This is a genomic window from Streptomyces sp. NPDC104226, from assembly GCF_055584085.1.
Genome location: NZ_JBVJMS010000005.1, coordinates 104,755 through 127,108, shown reverse-complemented (window position 1 = coordinate 127,108; position 22,354 = coordinate 104,755). Strand labels below are relative to the sequence as shown.

Here is a 22,354-nt window from a genome sequence, read left to right as displayed (position 1 = left end):
GGCCGGACCGGCTGCATCGCCCCGATGATGGCCCGATGACCGACTCCGCGATCTCCCCGCCCTCCCCCCGCACCCGCCCGATACCGCCCGTGGTCCGGACGGGCCGGATGGCCGCCCTCGCCCAGCCCTCGTACGCCCTCCCCTGCGGGCTGCACCTGCGCCCCTGGGAGCCCTACGACGCCCCCGCGCTCGTGGCTGCGTACGAGGACCCGGACATCCGCCACTGGAACCGCCCGGACCCCCTCACCGAGGAGCAGGCCGTCACCCGCATCGCCCGCTGGCGCGAACGCTGGCACGGCGAAAGCTCGGCGGTCTGGGCCCTCGCCCCCGCGGACGGCGGCTGCGCGGTCGGCCTGATCGCCCTCGCCGACATCGATCTGCGCGGCGGCAGCGCCGAGTTCGTGTACTGGCTCCTCCCGGCCGGCCGCGGCGCCGGAGCCACCACCGAGGGCCTGGCCGTCCTGACCCGCTGGGCCTTCGAGGAACTCGGCCTGCACCGCCTGCGCATCACCCACTCCACGGCCAACCCGGCCTCCTGCCACGTCGCCGAGAAGTCCGGCTACCCCCTGGAAGGCACCATGCGCGGCGCCCTCCTCCACGCGGACGGCTGGCACGACGAGCACCTCCACGCCCGCCTGAGCACGGACCGCGCCCCGTCCTAGGCCACCGCCCTCGGCCCGGCGGCCGCTGCGAGGCCTCCGCGGTAGAGCGGGGCGTAGGCGACCAGGAGGAGGACCGCCGCGACGGGTATGAGGTCCTTGCCGACCAGGGGCACTGCCGTGGCGAGGAGCACCAGGACCGGGGCCCACCCCGTCAGGACCCGGCGCCCGGCCAGCTGGCCGACCAGGACCAACTGGCCCACGAAGAAGAGCAGCGGCCCGAACTCGTAGACCACCGGAAGGACACCGGGTATGTCCTGGATCCGGGTGAACAGCTCGTGCATCGCGCCCCGGTCCGCCGACAGGAACCCGACCACCAGGTCGATGGTGAACTGCGCACCGAGGGCGACGGCTCCCGCCACGCCCGTCCACAGGCCCACGGTGGACAGCTCGCTCCGCCCCGCGGCCTCCCGCATCGCGGCGAAGCCCTGGACGAAGAGGGCGAGCGCGGCGAGGAAGCACAGGTGCCCGGCACTCCAGGCGAAGCCCGGCCCCCTACTGCCGTCGAGGCCGTCGATGATGCGGATGACGCCGTAGGCGCCCATCAGGACGGGCGCGGCGAGGAATGCGGTTCGCGAGGTGATCATGTCCATCAAGCTACGAGAGCACCACCCCGAGTCACATCAGGCGCCGATCCCTGAAATGCCCCTGAGGCCAATCCAGTTCACCCTCAGGGTCGGAAGGACCGCCCACGGGCCGTACCGCACGCCTCAGGCCACCGCCGCCGGGGTGTGGGCTCCGGTGACGCCCGCCGTGAGGGCCCGGTGGGCGGCGGACAGGCGGCGGACGGCCTCGGTGAGGCGGTCGGGCGGGAGCGTGTAGGGCAGGCGGACGTGGCGCTCGAAGGCGCCGCCGACGCCGAACTGCGGACCCGCCGCGATCACCACCCCGTGGTCCGGGGCGAGCGCCGCCAACCGCGAGGCGACCGGCTCCGGGAAGCGCGCCCAGAGCGTCACCCCGCCCGCCGCCCGCGGCGCGTGGACATCGGGGAGGTGCTCGGACAGCGCCCCCAGCAAGGCGTCCTGCTGCGCACGCAGTTGGGCGAGCGCCGCCGGCCGCCGGGACTGACCGCCGTTCAGCAGTACGGCGGTGGCCAGCTGTTCCACCACCGGGGTACCGAGATCCGTGGCCGGGCGGGACCGAGCGACCCGCTCCAGCAGCGAGGGCGCCGCGCGGATCCAGCCGATGCGCAGGCCGCCCCAGATGCTCTTGGACACCGAGCCGATGCTGATGACGGTGGGGTGCGTCGCGGCGAAGGGTTCCGCGACCGGGTCCGCCCCCTCCAGCCCCAGGTCGGCCAGGGTCTCGTCGATGATCGTGGGGCAGGCCGGCCGCAGCCCACGACGCACCTCCTCGGGCATGTACATCCCGGTCGGATTGTGGAAGTCCGGGATCAGGTAGGCCAGTTGCGCCGACCGCGCCGCCGCGAGGAGCTGCGGCACGTCCCAGCCGGACGGCCCCACCGCCACCGGCAGCAGCCGGGCGCGCGCCTCGGCGAACGCCCTGATCGCATGCGGATAGGTGGGATGGTCGAACACCACCTTGTCCCGCGGCGCCAGCAGCGTCCGCACCAGCAGACCGATCGCGTGCTGCGCACCGCTGGTGATCATGACGTGATCGGGCGAGGTCGGCAGCCCCCGGCGCCCGTACCACCCGGCGACCGCCTCGCGCAGCTCCGCGATGCCGTACCGGTCGTACCCGTGCCGCTCGAAGTGGAGCGGCAGCCGCTCCAGGGCCGTCGCGAAGGCGGCGTGCAGGACCTCCGGGGGCGCGGGCGGTGCGGCGAAGGAGAGGTCGATGGCCTCCGCGTCAGCGTCACCGTCCGCATCGCCGGCCCGCCGCCGGGCGGGCGCGTCCTCGTGCGGGAGCCGTACGGTCGCCCGCGCGCGCTCCCGCGTCTCCAGGTAGCCGTGGTCCACGAGCGTGCGGTACGCGGCCCCGACCGTGGTCCTGCTCGTGCCGAGCGCGCCGGCCAGGTCGCGTTCGCCCGGCAGCGCCGCCCCCAGAATGAGCCGCCCGTCCAGAATCAGCAGCCGCAACCGGTCGGAGAGCCGCTGGTGCGCCGGCCCGGGCCCCTCCTGCCAGGTCCCGACCATGCGTCCGACGGCGTGCGCGCTGATCTTCACCGGGCCAGCGTACGCAATCTGGCTATCGATTCGGGGTCCAGATTCCGGCGAGGCTGGGTCCATGCCCCGCATGAACGCCATCGCCCAGCTCCGGGCGGGCCGCACCGCACGCCGCCTCCCCCAACTCCTGCTCGGACTGGCGGGCTACGGCGCCGCCGTCATGATGCTCGTCGAGTCCGGCCTCGGCACGGCGAGCTGGAGCGTGCTCACCGACGGCACGGCCAAGAGCCTCGGCATCTCCTTCGGCTGGGCGACGAACCTGATCTCGCTCCTGGTGCTCCTCGCCTGGATCCCACTGCGCGAGCTCCCCGGGCTCGGCACCGTCCTCAACGTCGCCATCGTCGGCTTCGCCGCCGACGCCACCGCCGCCGTACTCCCCGCCCCCGAGGGGACGCCCGCCGCGCTCGCGTACCTCGCCCTCGGCCTGCTCGGCCTCGCCTTCTTCGACGCGCTCTACCTCGGCGCGCAGTTCGGCTCGGGCCCGCGCGACGGCATCATGACCGGCCTCGTCCGGATCACCCGCCTGCCCGTCGCGGCCGTGCGCACCGGCATCGAGGTGTCCGTGGCCGGGCTCGGCTGGCTGCTCGGCGGCACGCTCGGCCCGGGGACGGTGGTCGTCGCCCTGGGCACGGGCCCCCTGGTCGGCTGGTTCCTCCCGCGCCTGACGGTCCGCCTCGACGCCCCCTCAGGGGTGCGCCCGTTCGTGCAGCACGGCGGCCAGGCGTAGCGCGGTGTCCAGGTTGCAGCGCCCCAGGTCGACCAGCGGCAGCCCGTACGACCCGGCCGCCGACACCCCGTCCACCCCGAGCGAGGGGAACACCACGCCTACGTCCGTCAGCGCGGCCCTCAACTGCCCGACGGCCTCCTCGGCCGCCAGCATCCGCTCCTTCGGCGTGAGCACCATGACATGTCACCTTTCGCTCTGAGTAATCGCGTTCAGTACTCAGCGTGGCGACGGGGTGGTTAGCCTTCAAGAGCGAAGGTCCAAACAACCGCACCTGTTGTCAGGGGAGTTGCCGTGCCCGATTCCGGAGACGTCGACCCGTTCTCCTCACCCCGCACCATGCTCGGCTCCGAACTGCGGGTCGCCCGAAAACGGGCCGGCCTCAGCCAGGACAAGCTGGGCGACCCCCTCTTCGTCAGCGGCTCCTTCATCGGCCAACTCGAAGCGGGGACCAGGCGGATGACCGTTGAACTGGGCCGGGAGATCGACAAGATCCTGGGCACGGACGACTTCTTCACCCGCAACTGCCAGGCGGCGACGAAGTTCAAGTACCCGGACCACTTCACGGAGGCCGCTGAGGCCGAATCCCTGGCTAAGGCCATCCGGGAGTACGCGCCCCTGCTGATCCCGGGCCTGCTCCAGAAGGAGGCCTACGCCCGAGCCGTCTTCCGCGCCTACCAGCCGACGGCGACGGAGGCGGCCATCGACGAACTGGTCGAAGCCCGACTGGCCCGCGCGGCCCTGCTCACAGAGCCAACAACCCCGTTGTTGTGGTGCGTGCTCGACGAGGCGGTACTGCGCCGCGTCATCGGCAGCCGGTCGGTGATGGCCGAGGCCCTGCGGCACCTCGCGGACCTGATCCGGCGCCACCGGATCATCCTTCAGGTGCTGCCGTTCAGCGCTGGGGCGCATGCGGCCTTGGACGGTTCTCTCAAACTGATGGCGTTCGACGACGCGCCCCCGCTCGCCTACGTCGACGGCATCGGAATGGGCCACTTGTTCGACGATCCGGCCACTGTGGCACGTCACACCCTGACCTACGATCTCCTCACGGCCAGCGCGCTGTCACCGCGCAAATCCCTGGCCCTGATCGAGTCGGTGGCGGAGGAGTACGAACATGACCAGCACGCCTAAGTACGACATCTCGATGGCCACTTGGCACAAGTCCACCTACAGCGGCGGCGACGGCGGCAACTGCCTGGAGATGGCCACCTGGCGCAAGTCCACCTACAGCGCGGGCGACGGCAGCGACTGCCTCGAAGTCTCCGACGGCCACCCCCACCTCGTCCCCGTCCGGGACTCCAAGGACCCCGAAGGCCCCCACCTCACCTTCGGCGCCCCCGCCTGGGCAGCCTTCGTAGCCGCTCTCGCCTGAACGAGCGGCGGCTACCCTCGGCCGCATGAGGAACCGCATACCGCTCAGCGACGAGCTGCTCTCCGCCCTCGGCACGCCCACCGAGACCAAGCTGCTGGACAGCAGCCCGCGGTCCCGGGTGTGGTGGGTGCGCCTGGCCGACGGGCGGCCGGTGGTGGTCAAGCAGGCGACCGACGCCGGGGACACCGCCGCCGACGCGGACACCCGGTTCGCGCGCGAGCTCACCGGGCTGCGCCTCGCAGGGCGGGCCACCGGACCGGCTGCCGTGGCGCCCGCGGTGCTCGCCGCCGACCCGGCCTCGCGCGTCGTCGTCCTCGAGTACCTGGAGGACCTCGGCGAGACGGCCGACTGGCTGCCCGCCTACGCCGAGTCGCTCGCCCGGCTGCACTCCCTCACCGGACCCGCCGACGCGGGCGCCCTGCCCGTCGAGCCGGGGCCCACGGCCGCCGACGCGGAGTCCTTCCTCGCCCTGGCCCGGACGCTCGACGTCCCCGTACCGCCCGCCGTTCCCGACCAGCTCGCCGGTCTCCTCGACCGCTTGGACCCGACTCCGCACCACGCGCTGCTGCACGGCGACCCCTGCCCCGGCAACGACCTGCGCACCGCCGACGGCGTCCGCTTCGTCGACTTCGAGCGGGCCTCGCTCGGCAACGGGCTGACGGAGCTGGCCTACTTCCGCATCGCCTTCCCCACCTGCTGGTGCGCCCTGTCGGTCACCGGTCCCCCGCTCGCGGAGGTCGAGGGGATCTACCGGTCCACCTGGCGCGGCCTCACCGGGAAGGACGTGCCGGGCGACCTCGCCGACGCGTGCGCGGGCTGGCTGATCCAGGGCGACGCGCTCGTCGAGCGGGCCCACCGCGGCACGGTCGACCAGCTCGCCCGGGTGGCCTCCGAGGACTTCGAGTGGGGCTACGTCACCGCCCGCGAGCGGCTCGTCCACCGCCTCGGCGTGGTCGCCGGCATGACCCGCGACCACGACCACCTGCACGCTCTCGGCCGCCTCGGCTCCGACCTGGCCGACCGGCTCCTCGCCCGCTGGCCGGAGCTGCGCCCGCTGCCCGCGCCCGACGCCCGCCCCTGGTTCTAGCCCCGTCGCCCGTGCTCACGTATCCGGGAAGTCGACCACGGACAGGGCGAGGGGCAGCTCGTCGGTGCGGGACTGCGCCTGGGGCAGCCTGCCCTGCAGGAAGGTCCCGGTCAGGTAGTCGTCGGTGAGCACCCAGACCGAGTAGGGGATCTGGCCCTGGTAGGTGAAGCGGTCGATGACGTAGGGCACGGCGTCGGCTTCGAACACGGACGGGTCGTTCATCAGCTGGAAGTGCAGGTGAGGGGCGTTGGAGTTGCCGGTGTTGCCCAGATCGGCGATCTTCTGGCCCTTCTTGACCTCGTCCCCCGGCTTGACCAGGAGACTGCCCTTCATCAGGTGCGCGTACATCGCCCAGACGCCACCGCCGAGGTCCTGGACGATGTGGTTGCCGTCCACGTTCTTGACGGTGATCTTCGGACCGAGGACGGGGTCGTTGGCGGGCAGGATGCCGGGGGTGCCCGCGTCGACCGTGTCGAGCGTCGAGCTCACGGTGCCGTCGGCGACCGCGTACACCGCCTGGCCGTAGTCGGCGTAGCTCTCGTTCTTCGTCTTGTCGCCGCTGTAGAGCTTGCCTTCGTCGTTGAGCTTCATCCAGTCGATGGCGAAGCGCTGGAAGTTGGCCAGCTTGCCGTTGACCGAGTTGAGCGAGGGACGGTGCGGCCCGCCGGTGCCGCAGCATCCGTTGACGGCCACCCAGTTGTCGCCCTTCAGCGGGGGTGCGATGACCCGGGCCTTGCCGGCAGAGATGTCGAAGGGCGCGGCGAGGTAGCTGATCGGGGTCGGCTCGGTGGCCGGGGGCACGGCCTGCCCCGTGACGAACAGCCGGTGCATGACCTCGGCGGGTGCCTGGTCCAGCGAGTCGAAGGTCAGGTCCACCATCAGGGCCCGGGACTGGCCGGGGGGCATGACGGTGTCGGTGGCGTTCGACGAGGGCAGCATCCGCAGCAGGTTGCAGGCTCCGTACTCGCAGTCGGGATCGACCAGCTGACGGCCGGAGAGGGTGCCGACGACGGTGTCGGGGTGTTCGGCGTCGACCACCTGCACTTCGGTGAGGGTGGCCGGCAGCCGCGAGGCATTGGTCAGTTGCAGGTCGTAGGAGACGTGGTACTTCTGGTCCGTGCCCAGCCAGGGGAACGTCGGCTCGGCGATCGGCGTCACGACCACGGGAGTGAAGGCGTCCGGCACGCTCACGGCGGACGGCGTGGCGGCCGACAGGGCCTGCCCACCGGGGTCCGAGGACGCGCCTGCCGCAGACGTTCCCCCCGCGAGGAGCAGCACCGCGGCCAGCGCCGCGGGGAGTGCACGGGAGCGTTGTGCGTGCATCACTCCACCTCGCAGACGGACACGGTACGGGTGTCTGTTGTCGCTGCCCGGCGGCCTGACGCCCCCATGCGGAGGGAGGGACCGCCACGCTTGTGAGAGTCCGATGGATTCCCTCAAGCGTGGCACGAGTCCCAAGGCGGTGCCATCCGTGCGATTCCCCTAGGGCGCGTCCGGGGCCGGGGCCGACTGCGCGAAGTGGCGGGCCGTCGGGACGAGGGCCGCCGCCGCCGGTACGAGGAAGCAGGCGGCCGCGCAGACGCCGAGGACGGGCGTGACGCCGAAGGTGTCGATGGCCGGGGCGATCAGGGCGAGGCCGACCGGGGCCAGACCGTAGGAGACGAGGAAGTCCAGCGAGGAGACGCGGGCCAGCCGCTCCGGGGCGACCTCGCGCTGGGTGGCGGTGAACCAGGGCACGTTGAACAGTTCGATCCCGATCCCGGCGACGGCGTAGGCGGCGACGACCACGCCCGGGTGCACGGGCAGCATCAGGCTCAGCGGGGCGCACCCGTACGCCGCCAGTCCCGCGAAGGCGGCCCAGCCCTGGGAGCGCGGCCGCCACCGGGCGATGAGCAGGGCTCCGCCGAGCGCGCCCACTATGTACGCGGTCGTCGCCGCCGCGAGCACCCATGCGCCGGCATAGCGGTCCCGGCTGATCAGGGGCAGGGCGACGCTGGTGGCGGAGTAGCCGAGGGCGATGACCGCGACGAGGGCGGCCAGCCCGGCGAGGAACCAGGGATGGCGGCTCGCCTCCTGTACGCCCTCCAGGAATTCGGTACGGAAGCTCGTGCGCGGGGCGGGCCCCGCGGCCGGATCCGCCGGAGCGAGGGCACCCGCGCCCCGGCCCGGGACCAGCGCGGCGACCAGCCAGAGCAGGCCGATACCGAGCAGCAGGGTCCGGACGTCGAGGAAGGCCGCGAGCAGCGCGGTCAGGGCGGGTCCGGCGAGGGTGGATCCGCGTACGGCCATCGTCATTGCGGCGTTGGCCTGCTGACGGCGCCCGGGGTCGACGGTCTCGGCGGTGAGGGCCTGGAACGCCGGGCGGCAGGCGCCCTGACCGGCGCCGGCGAGGGCGGCGGCGGCCGTCATCAGCAGGAGCGAGCGGCCCAGTCCGGCGGCGAGGAGGGGCGCGGCGGCCGCTGCCGCCAGGGCCGACCAGAGGACGACCGCGCGACGGGAGTGCCGGTCGGCCAGGACCCCGCCGACGGTGACGGCGGCGAGGAATCCGGCCGTGCGCGCGGCGAGGACCAGGCCGAGGCCGGCGGCGCTCAGGTCGCGGTGGAGGACGGCGAGCCCGAGGACGAAGGGCAGGGCCCAGGTCGCGAGTCCGGAGGCGGTGGTGCCGGCCCACAGGCGGAGGAAGGGGAGGTCGCGGAGGACCGAACGCGCCTGTGGATCAGCTGACTTGGCGGCTGGGGGCGCGGGTGTGGTTGCCACGGTGGGGTCGCTCCTTGGGGGTGGGGCGGGGGCTCGGTGAACCGCCCCCGAGGTTCTTAATGAAAATGAATGCCATTACAGTACCCTTCGAACGCGGCGGTCTTGCCCGGTGCACGACAACGCCCTCCCCTGCCCTCTCCCCGCCCTGCCCGCCCTGCCCAGACCGGAGAACCCATGCGCCACCCCGCCCGCCTCGGCATCGCCCTGGCCCTCGCCCTCGCCACCGCGGCCTGCGCCGCCCCCGCCACCGGCGGCTCCAGCGGCCCCAAGGCCGGAGCCGGAGCCGGGCCCGCCGCCCCGGCGTCCTCTGTCACCAGCTGCGGCCGCCAGGCCTCCTTCGCCGCGCCGCCGAAACGGGCCGTCGCCCTGGACCAGACCTCGACCGAGACCCTGCTCGAACTGGGACTCCAGGACTCGATGGCGGGCACCGCCAACCTCAAGACGAAGATCCCCGCCGCGTACGAGGCCGCGTACGCCAAGGTCCCCGTCATCGCCCCGAAGATCGCCACCGGAGAGCAACTGCGCTCCGCCACCCCCGACTTCGTCATCGGCGGCTCCGCCGACCTCTTCACCAAGGACCGGGCCGGCACCCGCGAGGAGCTCGACGCCCTCAAGGTCCCGACCTTCGTCAGCGCCGTGGACTGCCCCGGGCAGAACCCGGCCGGCCGCACCCCCTTCGAGCTCCTCTTCTCCGACTACGAGAACCTCGGCACGGTCTTCGGCGTCGGCGAACGGGCGGCGAAACTCGCCGCCGACCAGCGCGCCGCCGTCGCCAAGGCCGGGGAGAACGCGTCGAAGGCCGCCGGGGGCAGCGGAGGTACCGGGGGCGCCGACCGGCCGACCGTGGTCTACCTCTACTCCGTCTTCAACGGCATGCCGTACGTGGCGGGCAGGACCGGCCTGCCCAGCGAGATGAGCCGGATCGTCGGCGCGAAGAACGCCTTCGACGACGTCGACGAGGACTGGCCGGAGGTCTCCTGGGAGGAAGTCGCCCGGCGCAACCCGGACTTCATCGTGATCGGCGACCTGTCCGAGCGCGGCCGGCCCGGCGACAGCGCCGCCGAGAAGCGCACCACCATGAACCAGCACCCGGTCGTGTCCAAGCTCGCCGCGGTGCGCGACGGCAGGATCCTCGAAGTGCCCGGCATCGAACTGGACCCCTCGGTGCGCTCCGTACACGCCCTGGGGCTCCTGGCAGCCGGCATGAAGGACCTCGGGTATGTCCGCTGACACGGTGGCCGCCGACGCCATGGCCGCCGCCCCGGTGACCGCCGGCCCGCTCGCTCCGGAGGTTCCGGCCCCCCGCCGGTCCGCCGCTGCCGGGGCGGGGCTCGCCCTCCTCGGCGCGGCCGTCCTGGCGGCCTCGGTCGCCGCGGCCGTACGCATCGGCGCCGCCGACGTGGGCTGGACCGGCCTCGCCCGCGTCTTCGGCGCCCGACTCGGCCTGGACGTGGAGCCGTTGCCCCCGTTGCTCGACTCGCTCGTCTGGGACCTGCGGCTGCCGCGCGTGCTGATGGCCGCCCTCGTCGGCGCCTCGCTCGCCGTGTGCGGAGCGGTGCTCCAGGCGGTCACCCGCAACGCCCTCGCCGACCCCTACCTGCTCGGCGTCTCCTCGGGCGCCTCCGCCGGAGCCGTCACCGTGGTCGTCCTCGGGATCGGCGCGAGCACCCTCGGCGTCACCGGCGGAGCCCTCGCCGGAGCGCTGCTCTCCTTCGGGCTGCTCCTGCTGCTCCTGCGGCGCACCGGGCTGGACTCCGTACGCATCGTCCTGACCGGCGTCGTCATCGGGCAACTCTTCACCGCCCTGACCTCGCTCGTGCTGATGGCCTCGGCGGACGCCGACACCACCCGGGCCGTCACCCACTGGCTCCTGGGCTCGATGGCACCGGCCCGCTGGAACACGGTCGCCGTCTGCGCGGTCGTCACCCCGCTGGGACTCGCGGCGGCCTGGCTCTGCTCGAACGCCCTCGACGGGCTCGCCTTCGGCACCGACACCGCCGCGTCCCTCGGCATCGACGTCCGGCACACGCGGATGCTGCTGCTCGTGGTCACCGCCGCGCTCACCGCGGTGGCGGTGGCCACCGTCGGCGCCATCGGCTTCGTCGGGCTGATCGTCCCGCACGGGGTGCGGTTCCTCGTCGGGCCGCTGCACCGGGTACTGCTCCCGTACGCGGCCCTCGCGGGCGCGGTGTTCCTGGTGTGGACGGACGCGCTGGCACGGGTCGCCTTCGGGCCCCGCGAGGTGCCCGTCGGCGTGATCACCGCACTGCTCGGCGTACCCATCTTCCTGCTGGTCCTGCGCAAGCGGGGGGAGCTGTGAGTGCCGTGGGCTCCGTGACTGCCGTACGGATCACCGCCGATGCAGTGAGCTGGTCGGTGGCGGGCACGCCGGTCGTACGGGACGTCAGCGCGGACATCGCCCCCGGCGAGACCGTCGGACTGCTCGGCCCCAACGGCTCGGGCAAGTCCTCGCTGCTGCGCTGCCTGGCCGGGCTGCGGGCCCCCGACGCGGGCGTGGTCCGGTACGACGGGGAGTCCGTCCGCGGCTGGAGTGCGCGCCGGACCGCCCGGCACGTCGCCTTCGTCGCACAGGACGCGGGCGCGGACAGCGACCTCCGGGTCGCCGACATCGTCGGCCTGGGGCGGACCCCGTACCGCGACCGCTGGCGCGGGCCGGACGCCGCCGACCGGGCCGTGGTCGCCGCCGCGCTGGAACGCGTAGGGCTCACCGCGCTCGCCGGCCGGCCGTGGAAGGCGCTGTCGGGCGGGGAGCGGCAACGCACCCACCTCGCCCGCGCGCTGGCCCAGCAGCCGTCCGGACTGCTGCTCGACGAACCCACCAACCACCTCGACGTCAAACACCAGCTGGAGCTGATGGAGCTGCTGTCCGGCACCGGGCAGACGGTCCTGGTCGCCCTGCACGACCTGTCCCTCGCCGCCCGGTACTGCGACCGGCTGCTGCTCCTGCACCACGGCCGCCTGATCGCCTCCGGCCCGCCGGCCACCGTCCTGACGGCGCAACGGCTCGCCGAGGTCTTCGAGGTCGACGCCGAACTCACCACCAACCCCCACGGCCACCCACAACTCAGCTACCACGGCCCCCTCACCACCCCGGCGCCGCCGGCGGTGACGGCCACAACAACCGCACTGCCCACAACACCGGCACCAGCTCCGGCCCCGGCCCCGGCCACGACACCAACACCGGCCGCGCCCCAGACGCCGACAACGACACCAACGTCAGCACCAGCACCAGCACCGGCTTCGATTCCGGCCCCGACACCGGCTCCAGCTCCGGCTCCAGCTCCAGCTCCGGCTCCGGCTCCGGCCATGACGCCTGCAACGGGCCCCCAACCCGCTCCGTGAAAGGGAACCCCATGACCCCGCCCCCGACCACCACCACCGCCCCCGCCCCCTCCGCCTCGGTCGACGCGCTCGTCGAGGCCGTCCTGGCCGGTGCGTACGGCCCGTCGCCCTCCTCGCTCGTCGCGACCAGCGTCTTCTGGATCCACCACGGCACCCGCCTGGCCGGCGGCGACACCACCTACCTCAACCAGTACGTCCTGGTCCGCCTCGGCGGCTCCTTCGGCGGCTGCGCGTTCGAGGCCGGCGAGATCGACCCGGCGATCTGCCGCGACTCCTCCGGCACCCCGCTCGACGCCCTGCTGCGCGAGGCCCCGCGCCCCCTGCGCATCGCCGCCCTCGACGCCTACCTCTCCGAGACCCGCCCCCACCGCGCGGCCGCCGACGCCGGAGACGCCGAACCCGTCACCCTCCCCGCCGGCACCCCTGAGCTCCGCGCCACGGCCCGCGACGCCGCCATCGCCGGGCTGCTGGACATCGAGGAGGGCGCCGAGGTCGGCCTCATCGGCGTCGTCAACCCGCTGGTGGCGGCGATCCGCGCGCGCGGCGGCCGGCCGCTGCCGTGCGACCTCAACCTCAAGGCCACCCAGTGGGGCGACCCCGTCACCGACGACATGCACGAGGTGCTGGAGCGCGCACGGGCCGTCGTCGCCACCGGCATGACCCTGAGCAACGGCACCTTCGACACCATCCTGGAGCGCTGCCGCTCCCGCGGCATCCCGCTGGTCGTCTACGCCCAGACCGGCAGCGCCGTCGCCCGCGCCTTCCTCGGCTCCGGGGTGACCGCCCTGTCCGCGGAGCCCTTCCCCTTCTCCCAGTTCAGCGCCGAGGAGACGGTCCTGTACCGCTACCGGACGGCGGGCGGCGCGTGATCCCCGGCGCGGCCACCACCGTCTCCGCCCTCCCGGCTCCGTCCGGTGCCGGGCAGGCCCCCTGCCACCACGGCGAGATCCTCCAGGGCGTCTTCCTCGACGCCGCCGGGCGCCGGTGCGCCGGGCTGGTCACCCTCCCCATGGCGGGCCCCGGCAGCAGCGCCGCGTTCCTCCGCCGCCCCGGTACGGAGCCGGCGGCGCTCACCGTCGTACCGGCCGACCGTACGAAGGCCGCGCGGGCCGCCATCCTCACGGCCGCGGAGTGCGCGCGGCGGACCGGGCAGCCGCCCTGCGGCGGGGAGTTGCGGCTCACCGGCGGGATACCGGTCGGCCTGGGCATGGGCAGCTCCAGCAGCGACGTCATCGCAGCCGTGCGCGCGGTCGCGGACTCGTACGGGCTGCGGCTGGAACCACCGACGGTCGCAGGACTGGCCGTACGCGCCGAACTCGCCTCCGATCCGCTGATGCTGGACGGCCCGCCGGTGCTGTTCGCCCAGCGGGAGGGCCGGGTCCTGGAGGTCCTCGGCCCGGCCCTGCCGCCGCTGGTCGTCGTCGGCTGCACCCTCGGCGGGGGCGCACCCGTCGACACCCTGTCCCTGCCGACGGCCGACCCGGCCGACGCGGCCGAAGGCGACGTACGCGCCTACGAGCGGCTGCGCGCGCTGCTGCGCCGGGCCGTGGCCACCGGCAGCGCGCAGCTGCTCGGCGCGGTCGCCACCGCCAGCGCACGGCGCGGGCAGCAGGTCCTCGGACACCCGGAGTTCGAAGCCCTGACCGTGCTCGCCCGCCGCGTCGGGGCGGTCGGCGTACAGATCGCGCACAGCGGTGCGGTGGCGGGCGTGCTCTTCGACCCGGCCGCACCCGGGCTGCGCCGCCGCGTCCGCGGCTGCCTGCACGCCCTGGACGCCCACGGCATCCCCGCCACCCGCACCTTCACGACCGGCACCACCCCTGCGAAGGAGATCCCCCACCGTGCACCAGCACAGCATGGACCAGCACATCACGGAGTCGATCGGCCGGCCGGACCTGATACGCCTCGACGACCGGCTCGTCTGCCTGCGCTTTGAAACGATGAAGGTGGTCTCCGCCCTCGCGGCGGTGCGCCACCTGCTCGACACCGGCGCCGTACGCCGCGGGGACACCCTGCTGGACAGCTCCAGCGGCATCTACGCGTACGCCCTGGCCCTGGCCTGTCACCGGTACGGCCTGCACTGCCACATCGTCGGCTCGTCCACGGTGGACCACGTGCTGCGGACCCAACTGGCCGTCCTCGGGGCGACGCTGGAGCAGATGGAACCGTGCAGCGACCTGAAGCTCGACCAGAAGCGGCGCGTCGAGCGGATCCACGAGATCCTCGCCGCACACCCCGAGTACCACTGGATGCGCCAGTACCACGACGACGTCCACTACCTCGGCTACCGGGCCGTCGCCGACCGGATCCGCGAGGCCACCGGCACGCAGGCGCTCACCCTCGTCGGCGGGGTCGGATCGGGCGCCTCCACCGGCGCCCTCACCCGCTACCTCCGCGAGGACGCCGGGGGAACGGCCCCGGGACGGGCCGACGTCGAACTCGTCGGCGTCCAGCCGTACGGCAGCGTCACCTTCGGCTCCGAGCACGTCTGCGACCCCGAGATGATCATCGCCGGGATCGGCAGCTCCATCCCCTTCGGGAACGTCGCGCACGAGCTCTACGACACCCTGCACTGGGTCTCCTTCGAGGCCGCCCTCGCCGGCAGCGTCGACCTGCTGCGCCGGCACGCGGTCTTCGCCGGGCTGTCCACCGGCGCCGGCTACCTCGCGGCGCGCCACGAGCGCGAGCGCTCGCCGCACCGCACGGTCCTCTTCATCGCCCCCGACACCGGCCACCGCTACGTCGACACCGTCTACGCGAGGCACCACGAGGCCACCCCGATCGCCGCCCTCACCCCGCACGAGGTGACCGACCGCAGCGCCCTGTCCCTGCCATGGTCACGGATGCCCTGGAACCGCGCCCCCGCGTGAACTGCGCTCGGGCGGTCAGGGCTTCGGACGCGCTTCTGGGGGCTAGCGGATCAGTGCGGGAAACTCCCCGTGTCGAGCACCAGCACGAAGGGCTCGGGGAGGCTCAGCTCGTCACCGAAGGCCACGCGGGCGGCGTGCTTGTAGGCGCCGTTCTGGGGTTCGGTGAACAGGGTGACCGTGGGGCCGTGCTCGTCGAACCGGTCGATGAGGAGGTAGACCGGGACGGGGGCGTGGGCGTAGGCCCAGAGCTTCTTCTTGCGGTCGTCCTCGGCATTGCTCTTGGAGGTGACCTCGACGACGAGCAGAGCGTCGGCCGCGTCGACGGGATCGGAGACATCGGCTTCCACGGCCTCGACCAGCGCGGACGGGGCGACCACCAGGTCGGGCACGTAGAGCTTGCCCAGCGCCGAGATGTGGATGCCGAGCATCTGGTAGACACCCCACTCGGGCGGCACCACCCCGTACAGGGCACGATGCACCTTGGCCGCGATTCCGTTGTGGTGGCGGTGGGGCGGAGGCCCCAAGGTGATCTGCCCTCGGTCGATCTCCGCGCGCCAGCCCTCCGGCACGTCCAGGTCACGCCAGCTCTGCAGGAGGTACTCCCACGTGCGGCCGTCGGCGTTCGGGCCGGGCTCGACCATGGCTGCGGCCATCGCGGGCTTCCTCTCGCTCGGCATATGCCAGCGAGCGTAGACCGACGGTTTCACGGCATGCGGCCGCTTCGTTCAACGTCCCACGATCGGGGTACGAAAACCCCCGCTACACCCGTTCCGGGGCCTGGGAGGACGGGACCGTCGTGCGGATCGGGTCCCAGCACTGGATGCCCTTGAGGTCCGGCATGCGGTCGCGGGTGAAGACCGGCTCCAGGCCCGCCCGGCGCTGGGCGAGGTAGTCGTCCAGGAGGCGGAAGGCGATGGCCGACAGCGGGATGATCGCGGCCAGGTTGATCAGGGCCATGAGGCCCATGAACACGTCCGCCAGGTTCCAGACGACCGACACCGAGCCGAGCGAGCCCAGCACGACCGCCGACAGGACCAGCACCCGGTACCCGGGCAGGACCCACCGCTTGCGGGTGATGAACTGGATGTTGGTCTCGCCGTAGTAGTAGTTCCCGATCATGCTGCTGAAGGCGAGCATGAAGACGACGCCGGTGAGCAGGTGGCCCGCCCACCCGCCCAGCGTGTCGCTGAGCGCGGTCTGCGTCAGGTCCGCCCCCTGGCGGCCGGACAGCTCCGGGTTGGTCACGAGGACGATGAAGGCCGTCATCGTGCAGACGAGGAGGGTGTCGAAGAAGACGCCGAGGGACTGTACGAGGCCCTGCTTGACCGGGTGCGAGACCTCGGCGGCGGCGCCCGCGTTCGGGGCGGAGCCGAGGCCCGCCTCGTTGGAGAACATGCCGCGCCGGATGCCCTGCTGGATCGCCGCGCCGACGCCGCCGGCCGCCAGCTCGCGGAAGCCGAAGGCCCCGCCGACGATGTCCGCGATGACCCGGGGGAACTCGGTGATGTTGAGGAGGACCACCGCCGCGCCGAGCAGCAGGTAGACGATCGCCATGACCGGGACCAGGACCGTGGTGACGGACGAGAGCCGCTTGACCCCGCCGAAGACGGCCAGGCCCAGCAGTGCGGCCAGCAGCACGCCGAGGGAGGGGCCGAACCAGTTCGACCCGTCCGCGTCGGCGAGCGAGCCTGCGGCCACGGCGGTGATGGTGTTGGCCTGTACGGCGTTGAAGACGAAGCCGAAGGTGACGGTGATCGTCACCGCGAAGAGCACTCCGAGCCAGCGTTTGCCGAGCGCACGCTGCATGTAGTACGCGGGGCCGCCCCGGTAGGCGCCGCCGGCGTTGCGCACCTTGTAGAGCTGGGCGAGGGCCGATTCCACGAAGGCGGAGGCCGCGCCGATCAGCGCCATCATCCACATCCAGAAGACGGCGCCGGCGCCGCCCAGGGTGATGGCGGCGGCGACACCGGCGATGTTGCCGGTACCGACGCGCGCGGCGGCCGAGATCGTGAAGGCGCCGAAGGAGGAGACCTGCTTGCGGCCGTCGGCGCGCGGCGGGGTCTTCTCCTTCAGCACCCGGAACATCTCCGGAAGCAGGCGCAGCTGCACACCCCGGGAGCGGACCGTGAAGTACAGGCCCGCACCGACCACCAGCGGAATCAGCAGGTAGGTCCAGAGGTGATCGTTGACGTTGACGATCACCGAATCCAGAGTGTCCATGATGCGAAGTCTCCCCGGGGCGGAAGGCCCGCGGACAGGGACCTACGTCCGTCGCCGAAGGGACGGAAGGCCCTCACCGCCCGCCCTTCGCCCCCTCCTCACCACAGCTGGACGCCCCTCACGGCCGCTGGACGCCCCGCGCCGCCGCGATGAAGGCGCGGATGAGGTCCGGGGACTTGATCCCGCGCTCGCTCTCCACGCCGCTGGAGACGTCCACCCCCCACGCCCCGGTGACGTCGAGGGCCTCGCCCACGTTGGCCGGAGTCAGCCCGCCCGCCAGGAGCCAGCGGCCCGCGGGCGCGGTGAACTCCGCCGAGCCCCAGTTCCACGGCTTGCCGGAGCCGGGGTCCGGGGCGTCGAGGAGCAGCAGGTCCTCCCCGTACTCCCCGCAGCGCTCCACGTGCTGCGCCGTCGCCCGCAGCAGGGTGCGCCCCTCGGCGCGCAGCGCCGCGAACTCCTCCGGGCCCTCCTCGCCGTGCAGCTGCACGCCCCGTACGCCGCTCTCCTGCGCGAACCGCCGCACCTCGGCGACGGACTGCCCCCGGAACACCCCCACGGTCAGCACCCCGTCCGGCACCCCGGCGACCAGCGCCCGCGCCGTCGCGGCATCGACCGTACGGGGACTGCCGGGCGCGAACACGAAGCCGACGGCATCGGCTCCGGCGGCCACGGCGACCTCGACGTCGTGCGCGGTCTTGAGCCCGCAGATCTTGACGAACACATCAGTCATACCTGCAGTCAACCAAAGCTCGGGCGGCCGGTGCGGCCCGCCCCAGGGGCCGGACACGGCACGGTCCGAAAGAGACGGCCCCGCGGCCCGCGCGAACGCCCGAGGGCGGCACCCCCTCCGTGAGGAGAGGGTGCCGCCCTCGGTACGTGGTGCGAACAGCCGATCTACCGTCGGGCCGGAGCCCGGGGTGGATCAGAAGTCCATGTCGCCGCCCGGCATGCCGCCGCCGGCAGCGGCGCCGGCCTTCTCGGGCTTGTCGGCGATGACGGCCTCGGTGGTGAGGAAGAGGGCCGCGATCGACGCCGCGTTCTGCAGCGCGGAGCGGGTGACCTTCGCCGGGTCGATGATGCCCTCGGCGATCATGTCGACGTACTCGCCGGTCGCGGCGTTCAGGCCGTGGCCGACGGCCAGGTTGCGGACCTTCTCCACGACGACGCCACCCTCGAGACCACCGTTGACGGCGATCTGCTTGAGCGGGGCCTCCAGCGCGAGCTTGACGGCGTTGGCGCCGGTCGCCTCGTCGCCGGTGAGCTCGAGCTTCTCGAAGACCGAGGAGGCCTGCAGCAGGGCCACGCCGCCACCGGCGACGATGCCCTCTTCGACGGCCGCCTTCGCGTTGCGAACGGCGTCCTCGATGCGGTGCTTGCGCTCCTTGAGCTCGACCTCGGTCGCGGCGCCGGCCTTGATGACCGCAACACCGCCGGCGAGCTTCGCCAGGCGCTCCTGCAGCTTCTCGCGGTCGTAGTCCGAGTCGGAGTTCTCGATCTCGGCGCGGATCTGGTTGACGCGACCCTGGACCTGGTCGCTGTCACCGGCACCGTCGACGATGGTGGTCTCGTCCTTGGTGATGACGACCTTGCGGGCGCGGCCGAGCAGGTCGAGACCGGCGTTCTCGAGCTTGAGGCCGACCTCCTCGGAGATGACCGTGCCGCCCGTGAGGATGGCGATGTCGCCGAGCATGGCCTTGCGACGGTCACCGAAGCCCGGGGCCTTGACGGCGACGGACTTGAAGGTGCCGCGGATCTTGTTGACGACGAGGGTGGAGAGCGCCTCGCCCTCGACGTCCTCGGCGATGATCAGCAGCGGCTTGCCGGACTGCATGACCTTCTCCAGGAGCGGCAGCAGGTCCTTGACCGAGCCGATCTTGGAGTTGACGATCAGGATGTACGGGTCGTCGAGGGACGACTCCATGCGCTCCATGTCGGTGGCGAAGTACGCCGAGATGTAGCCCTTGTCGAAGCGCATGCCCTCGGTGAGCTCGAGCTCCAGGCCGAAGGTCTGCGACTCCTCGACCGTGATGACGCCTTCCTTGCCGACCTTGTCCATGGCCTCGGCGATGAGCTCGCCGATCTGGGTGTCGGCGGCGGAGATGGAGGCCGTCGAAGCGATCTGCTCCTTGGTCTCGACGTCCTTGGCCTGCGCCAGCAGGGCGGCGGAGACGGCCTCGACGGCCTTCTCGATACCGCGCTTGAGGGCCATCGGGTTCGCACCGGCGGCCACGTTGCGCAGGCCCTCGCGGACGAGCGCCTGGGCGAGGACGGTGGCGGTGGTCGTACCGTCGCCGGCGACGTCGTCCGTCTTCTTGGCGACTTCCTTGACCAGCTCGGCGCCGATCTTCTCGTACGGGTCCTCGAGCTCGATCTCCTTGGCGATGGAGACACCATCGTTGGTGATCGTGGGGGCGCCCCACTTCTTCTCAAGGACGACGTTGCGACCCTTGGGGCCAAGGGTGACCTTGACGGCGTCGGCGAGCTGGTTCATCCCACGCTCGAGGCCGCGGCGGGCCTCCTCGTCGAACGCAATGATCTTGGCCATCTGAAGTGGTCCTCCCGGACAGCGGTGGATTGCTCCCGGACCGCGCCCGCGCCCGCGACGGACGGCCTGCGTGCCCGGCGGTTTCTTCCCGCCGGACCCTGCGGGCCTCACCGACCCGGTCCTCGTTTAGTAGCACTCTCACTCGGAGAGTGCTAACGCCAATGATTAGCACTCGGCCCCCCCGAGTGCAAGCGGCTTCGGGCAACCCGGGATGAACACCCGGACACCGCAAGGGCCCCGGAGCCCTCACGCACGAGGGGCCCGCATCCCGTGTCCAGGATGTGGGCCCCTCGTACAGATGCCGTTGTGCCGTCGTGCGCGGCCGCCGTGCGTGGCCGCGTACGTGTCGGTGGTCGATCGCGCCCGGACTAGCCGACGGGGGCGAGCTTGACCATGTCCGCCTGCGGACCCTTCTGGCCCTGCGAGATCTCGAATTCGACCCGCTGACCCTCTTCAAGGGTGCGGTACCCGTCCATCTGGATGGCGCTGTAGTGGACGAACACATCCGCACCACCGTCGACCGCGATGAAGCCGTAGCCCTTCTCCGCGTTGAACCACTTGACGGTGCCCTGAGCCATGCCTAACTCCCCTATTACTGGCCCTTGCGCAGGACCGCACTTCGCGGTCCCGGGTCAGAACTTGCGCCGGAACGCCTCGACCGGGGCTGAATGTATCCGCACCGCTGCTGTCTGCAACAGGTCATTCCGACGAGAATTCTGGACACGGCAAAAGATTGAAATAGGGTGAAAACCAGGAATATTCCAGGGCAACTCGGGCCGGACAAACACCACCAACGACCCATAGCGCACTTGCATGTTGACTCAATGTCAACCCTCACGCGACCCGCTCATATGCGGCGGGCAAGAACAGCGGAGGGGACTTCCCCAACTCTACCGCGCCCAACCAAGCAGAATTGCCCCCTCCGTTTGGTAACGGAGGGGGCAACTCGGTTTCCGCGACGTGCGGAGCGCTACGGGGCTCCGAGGGCCTCAGCAGCCGCCCGCGACGGCGGGGATGATCGAAACGCCGGCACCGTCCGGAGTGGACGTCTGCAGCCCGCCCTCGAAGCGCACGTCGTCGTCGTTCACGTACACGTTGACGAAGCGGCGCAGCTTGCCCTGGTCGTCCAGGACGCGCGCGGCGATGCCGGGGTGGCTCGCCTCCAGGGACTGGATGACCTCCTCGAGGGTCGCGCCCTCGGCGGAGACCTCGGCCTGGCCGCCGGTGTAGGTGCGCAGGATGGTGGGGATGCGGACGTTGACGCTCATGGCGCTACTGCCTTTCCGGTGTGCAGGAGGAGGATCAGGCCAGGCCGGCGGCGCGGAACGCGTCCAGGCTCGGGCGGATGGTGGCGGTCTGGCCGCTGTCGGCGGCCACCGCCTCCAGGGTCTTGAGCCCGTCACCGGTGTTCAGGATCACGGTGGTGAGCGAGGGGTCGAGCTGACCGTTCTCGATGAGCTTCTTCGTCACGCCGACGGTCACGCCGCCCGCGGTCTCGGCGAAGATGCCCTCGGTCTGCGCGAGGATCTTGATGGCCTCGACGACCTGCTCGTCGTTGACGTCCTCGACGAAGCCGCCGGTGCGGCGCGCGATGTCCAGGACGTACGGGCCGTCCGCCGGGTTGCCGATGGCCAGCGACTTGGCGATGGTGTTCGGCTTCTGCGGGCGGACCACCTCGTGACCGGCCTTGAAGGCGGTCGAGACGGGCGAGCAGCCCTCGGCCTGGGCACCGAAGATCTTGTACGGCTTGTCCTCGACGAGGCCGAGCTTGATCAGCTCCTGCAGACCCTTGTCGATCTTCGTGAGCTGCGAGCCGGACGCGATCGGGATGACGATCTGGTCGGGCAGCTGCCAGCCGAGCTGCTCGCAGATCTCGTACGCCAGGGTCTTGGAGCCCTCGCCGTAGTACGGGCGCAGGTTGACGTTGACGAAGCCCCAGCCCTCGCCCAGCGGGTCGCCGATGAGCTCGGAGCAGAAGCGGTTGACGTCGTCGTAGTTGCCCTCGATGCCGACCAGGTCGCCACCGTAGACACCGGCCATGACGACCTTGCCCTGCTCCAGGTCGTGCGGGATGAACACGCAGGAGCGGAAGCCGGCGCGGGCGGCCGCGGCGCCGACGGCGCCGGCCAGGTTGCCGGTGGAGGAGCAGGAGAGGGTGGTGAAGCCGAAGGCGCGGGCCGCCTCGACGGCGATGGCCACGACGCGGTCCTTGAAGGAGTGCGTCGGGTTGCCGGAGTCGTCCTTGACGTACAGCTTGCCGGTGACGCCGAGCTCCTTGGCCAGGTTGGCCGCGTCCACGAGCTTGGTGAAGCCGGGGTTCAGGCTCGGCTTGGAGGCAACGTCCGCCGGGACGGGCAGCAGCGGCGCGTAGCGCCAGATGTTGTTCGGGCCGGCCTCGATGGCGGCGCGCAGCGCTTCCGGGTCGCCCAGGGGGAGCTCGTAGGCGACTTCGAGCGGGCCGAAGCACTCGGCGCAGGCGAAGATCGGGCCGAGCTCGAAGCGGGTACCGCACTCACGACAGGAAAGGCCGGTGGCGGGACCGAGATCGACAGGAGTACCGGAAGCGATGCTTTCAACGGTTTCGGCAGAGGTTGCGACAGACTGTGCAGCCATGACTGGGAGGCCCTT

At 72.1% G+C, this 22,354-nt stretch carries 23 protein-coding genes; 11 read left to right on the top strand and 12 right to left on the bottom strand.

Annotated elements, in window-relative coordinates:
* Positions 1-35 precede the first annotated feature (35 nt).
* Positions 36-662, top strand: a complete 627-nt coding sequence (locus tag ACZ60J_RS17015) for a GNAT family N-acetyltransferase (RefSeq protein WP_469682636.1) — start codon at positions 36-38, stop codon at positions 660-662.
* Here ACZ60J_RS17015 and ACZ60J_RS17010 read toward each other — a convergent pair.
* Positions 659-1,246, bottom strand: a complete 588-nt coding sequence (locus tag ACZ60J_RS17010; protein ID WP_469682634.1) for a hypothetical protein — start codon at positions 1,244-1,246, stop codon at positions 659-661. The two genes, ACZ60J_RS17015 and ACZ60J_RS17010, sit on opposite strands and share 4 nt — an antisense overlap.
* Before the next feature lie 123 nt (positions 1,247-1,369).
* On the bottom strand, positions 1,370-2,785 hold the full coding sequence (yczR, locus tag ACZ60J_RS17005; RefSeq protein ID WP_469682632.1) for a MocR-like transcription factor YczR: 1,416 nt from the start codon (positions 2,783-2,785) through the stop codon (positions 1,370-1,372).
* 61 nt (positions 2,786-2,846) lie between these two features.
* Between yczR and yczE the strand changes: the two genes are divergently transcribed.
* Positions 2,847-3,512 carry a membrane protein YczE gene (yczE, locus tag ACZ60J_RS17000; protein ID WP_469682631.1) on the top strand — a complete coding sequence of 222 codons (666 nt, stop codon included), beginning with the start codon at positions 2,847-2,849 and terminating at the stop codon, positions 3,510-3,512.
* On the opposite strand, the gene ACZ60J_RS16995 is transcribed toward yczE, so the two are convergent.
* Positions 3,471-3,689 (bottom strand): hypothetical protein, encoded by a 219-nt coding sequence (locus ACZ60J_RS16995; protein ID WP_469682629.1) that lies wholly within the window; start codon positions 3,687-3,689, stop codon positions 3,471-3,473. The genes yczE and ACZ60J_RS16995 overlap by 42 nt on opposite strands.
* A 159-nt stretch (positions 3,690-3,848) precedes the next feature.
* Between ACZ60J_RS16995 and ACZ60J_RS16990 the strand changes: the two genes are divergently transcribed.
* From ACZ60J_RS16990 to ACZ60J_RS16980, 3 genes are read left to right on the top strand one after another with little or no spacing between them, the layout of a single operon-like run.
* Positions 3,849-4,643, top strand: a complete 795-nt coding sequence (locus ACZ60J_RS16990) for a helix-turn-helix domain-containing protein (protein ID WP_469683251.1) — start codon at positions 3,849-3,851, stop codon at positions 4,641-4,643.
* Positions 4,627-4,884: a DUF397 domain-containing protein gene (locus tag ACZ60J_RS16985; protein ID WP_469682627.1), complete on the top strand. Its 258-nt coding sequence runs from the start codon at positions 4,627-4,629 to the stop codon at positions 4,882-4,884. Before ACZ60J_RS16990 ends, ACZ60J_RS16985 begins: the two co-directional genes overlap by 17 nt.
* Positions 4,885-4,909: 25 nt before the next feature.
* Entirely contained in the window at positions 4,910-5,971 is a 1,062-nt protein-coding gene (locus tag ACZ60J_RS16980) for an aminoglycoside phosphotransferase family protein (RefSeq protein ID WP_469682626.1), read from the top strand.
* A gap of 15 nt (positions 5,972-5,986) precedes the next feature.
* Here ACZ60J_RS16980 and ACZ60J_RS16975 read toward each other — a convergent pair whose 3' ends face one another.
* A complete protein-coding gene (locus tag ACZ60J_RS16975; RefSeq protein ID WP_469682624.1) occupies positions 5,987-7,294 on the bottom strand; it encodes a M23 family metallopeptidase in 1,308 nt (435 codons plus the stop codon).
* 159 nt (positions 7,295-7,453) lie between these two features.
* Positions 7,454-8,728: an MFS transporter gene (locus ACZ60J_RS16970; protein ID WP_469682622.1), complete on the bottom strand. Its 1,275-nt coding sequence runs from the start codon at positions 8,726-8,728 to the stop codon at positions 7,454-7,456.
* A 174-nt stretch (positions 8,729-8,902) separates the two neighbouring features.
* On the opposite strand from ACZ60J_RS16970, the gene ACZ60J_RS16965 reads away from it, so the two are divergent.
* Genes ACZ60J_RS16965 through ACZ60J_RS16940 form a run of 6 tightly spaced genes read left to right on the top strand, consistent with a single transcriptional unit; the run spans position 8,903 to position 14,961 of the window.
* Positions 8,903-9,958 (top strand): ABC transporter substrate-binding protein, encoded by a 1,056-nt coding sequence (locus ACZ60J_RS16965; RefSeq protein WP_469682620.1) that lies wholly within the window; start codon positions 8,903-8,905, stop codon positions 9,956-9,958.
* Entirely contained in the window at positions 9,948-11,048 is a 1,101-nt protein-coding gene (locus ACZ60J_RS16960; RefSeq protein WP_469682619.1) for a FecCD family ABC transporter permease, read from the top strand. Before ACZ60J_RS16965 ends, ACZ60J_RS16960 begins: the two co-directional genes overlap by 11 nt.
* Before the next feature lie 5 nt (positions 11,049-11,053).
* Positions 11,054-12,091, top strand: a complete 1,038-nt coding sequence (locus ACZ60J_RS16955; protein WP_469682617.1) for an ABC transporter ATP-binding protein — start codon at positions 11,054-11,056, stop codon at positions 12,089-12,091.
* 11 nt (positions 12,092-12,102) lie between these two features.
* The gene (locus ACZ60J_RS16950) at positions 12,103-12,960 is read left to right on the top strand and encodes a Rossmann-like domain-containing protein (protein WP_469682616.1); all 858 of its coding nucleotides are present in this window, start codon (positions 12,103-12,105) and stop codon (positions 12,958-12,960) included.
* Positions 12,957-14,027: a GHMP family kinase ATP-binding protein gene (locus tag ACZ60J_RS16945; RefSeq protein WP_469682614.1), complete on the top strand. Its 1,071-nt coding sequence runs from the start codon at positions 12,957-12,959 to the stop codon at positions 14,025-14,027. Before ACZ60J_RS16950 ends, ACZ60J_RS16945 begins: the two co-directional genes overlap by 4 nt.
* A complete protein-coding gene (locus tag ACZ60J_RS16940; protein ID WP_469683249.1) occupies positions 13,948-14,961 on the top strand; it encodes a pyridoxal-phosphate dependent enzyme in 1,014 nt (337 codons plus the stop codon). The genes ACZ60J_RS16945 and ACZ60J_RS16940 overlap by 80 nt, the downstream gene beginning before the upstream one ends.
* Positions 14,962-15,011: 50 nt before the next feature.
* Here ACZ60J_RS16940 and ACZ60J_RS16935 read toward each other — a convergent pair whose 3' ends face one another.
* From ACZ60J_RS16935 to thrC, 7 genes are all read right to left on the bottom strand, one after another.
* Entirely contained in the window at positions 15,012-15,614 is a 603-nt protein-coding gene (locus tag ACZ60J_RS16935; protein WP_469682612.1) for a Uma2 family endonuclease, read from the bottom strand.
* A 106-nt stretch (positions 15,615-15,720) separates the two neighbouring features.
* Positions 15,721-17,181 (bottom strand): alanine/glycine:cation symporter family protein, encoded by a 1,461-nt coding sequence (locus ACZ60J_RS16930; RefSeq protein ID WP_469682611.1) that lies wholly within the window; start codon positions 17,179-17,181, stop codon positions 15,721-15,723.
* Positions 17,182-17,299: 118 nt separating this feature from the next.
* Complete coding sequence (locus tag ACZ60J_RS16925; protein WP_469682609.1) at positions 17,300-17,911, bottom strand: phosphoribosylanthranilate isomerase; 612 nt, start codon at positions 17,909-17,911, stop codon at positions 17,300-17,302.
* 192 nt (positions 17,912-18,103) lie between these two features.
* Complete coding sequence (gene groL, locus ACZ60J_RS16920) at positions 18,104-19,726, bottom strand: chaperonin GroEL (protein ID WP_469682608.1); 1,623 nt, start codon at positions 19,724-19,726, stop codon at positions 18,104-18,106.
* Between the two features lie 368 nt (positions 19,727-20,094).
* Positions 20,095-20,304: a cold-shock protein gene (locus tag ACZ60J_RS16915; protein WP_469682606.1), complete on the bottom strand. Its 210-nt coding sequence runs from the start codon at positions 20,302-20,304 to the stop codon at positions 20,095-20,097.
* Positions 20,305-20,715: 411 nt separating this feature from the next.
* A complete protein-coding gene (locus ACZ60J_RS16910) occupies positions 20,716-20,994 on the bottom strand; it encodes a ubiquitin-like small modifier protein 1 (RefSeq protein ID WP_250744537.1) in 279 nt (92 codons plus the stop codon).
* Positions 20,995-21,028: 34 nt separating this feature from the next.
* The gene (thrC, locus tag ACZ60J_RS16905) at positions 21,029-22,339 is read right to left on the bottom strand and encodes a threonine synthase (protein ID WP_469682604.1); all 1,311 of its coding nucleotides are present in this window, start codon (positions 22,337-22,339) and stop codon (positions 21,029-21,031) included.
* Positions 22,340-22,354: the final 15 nt, after the last annotated feature.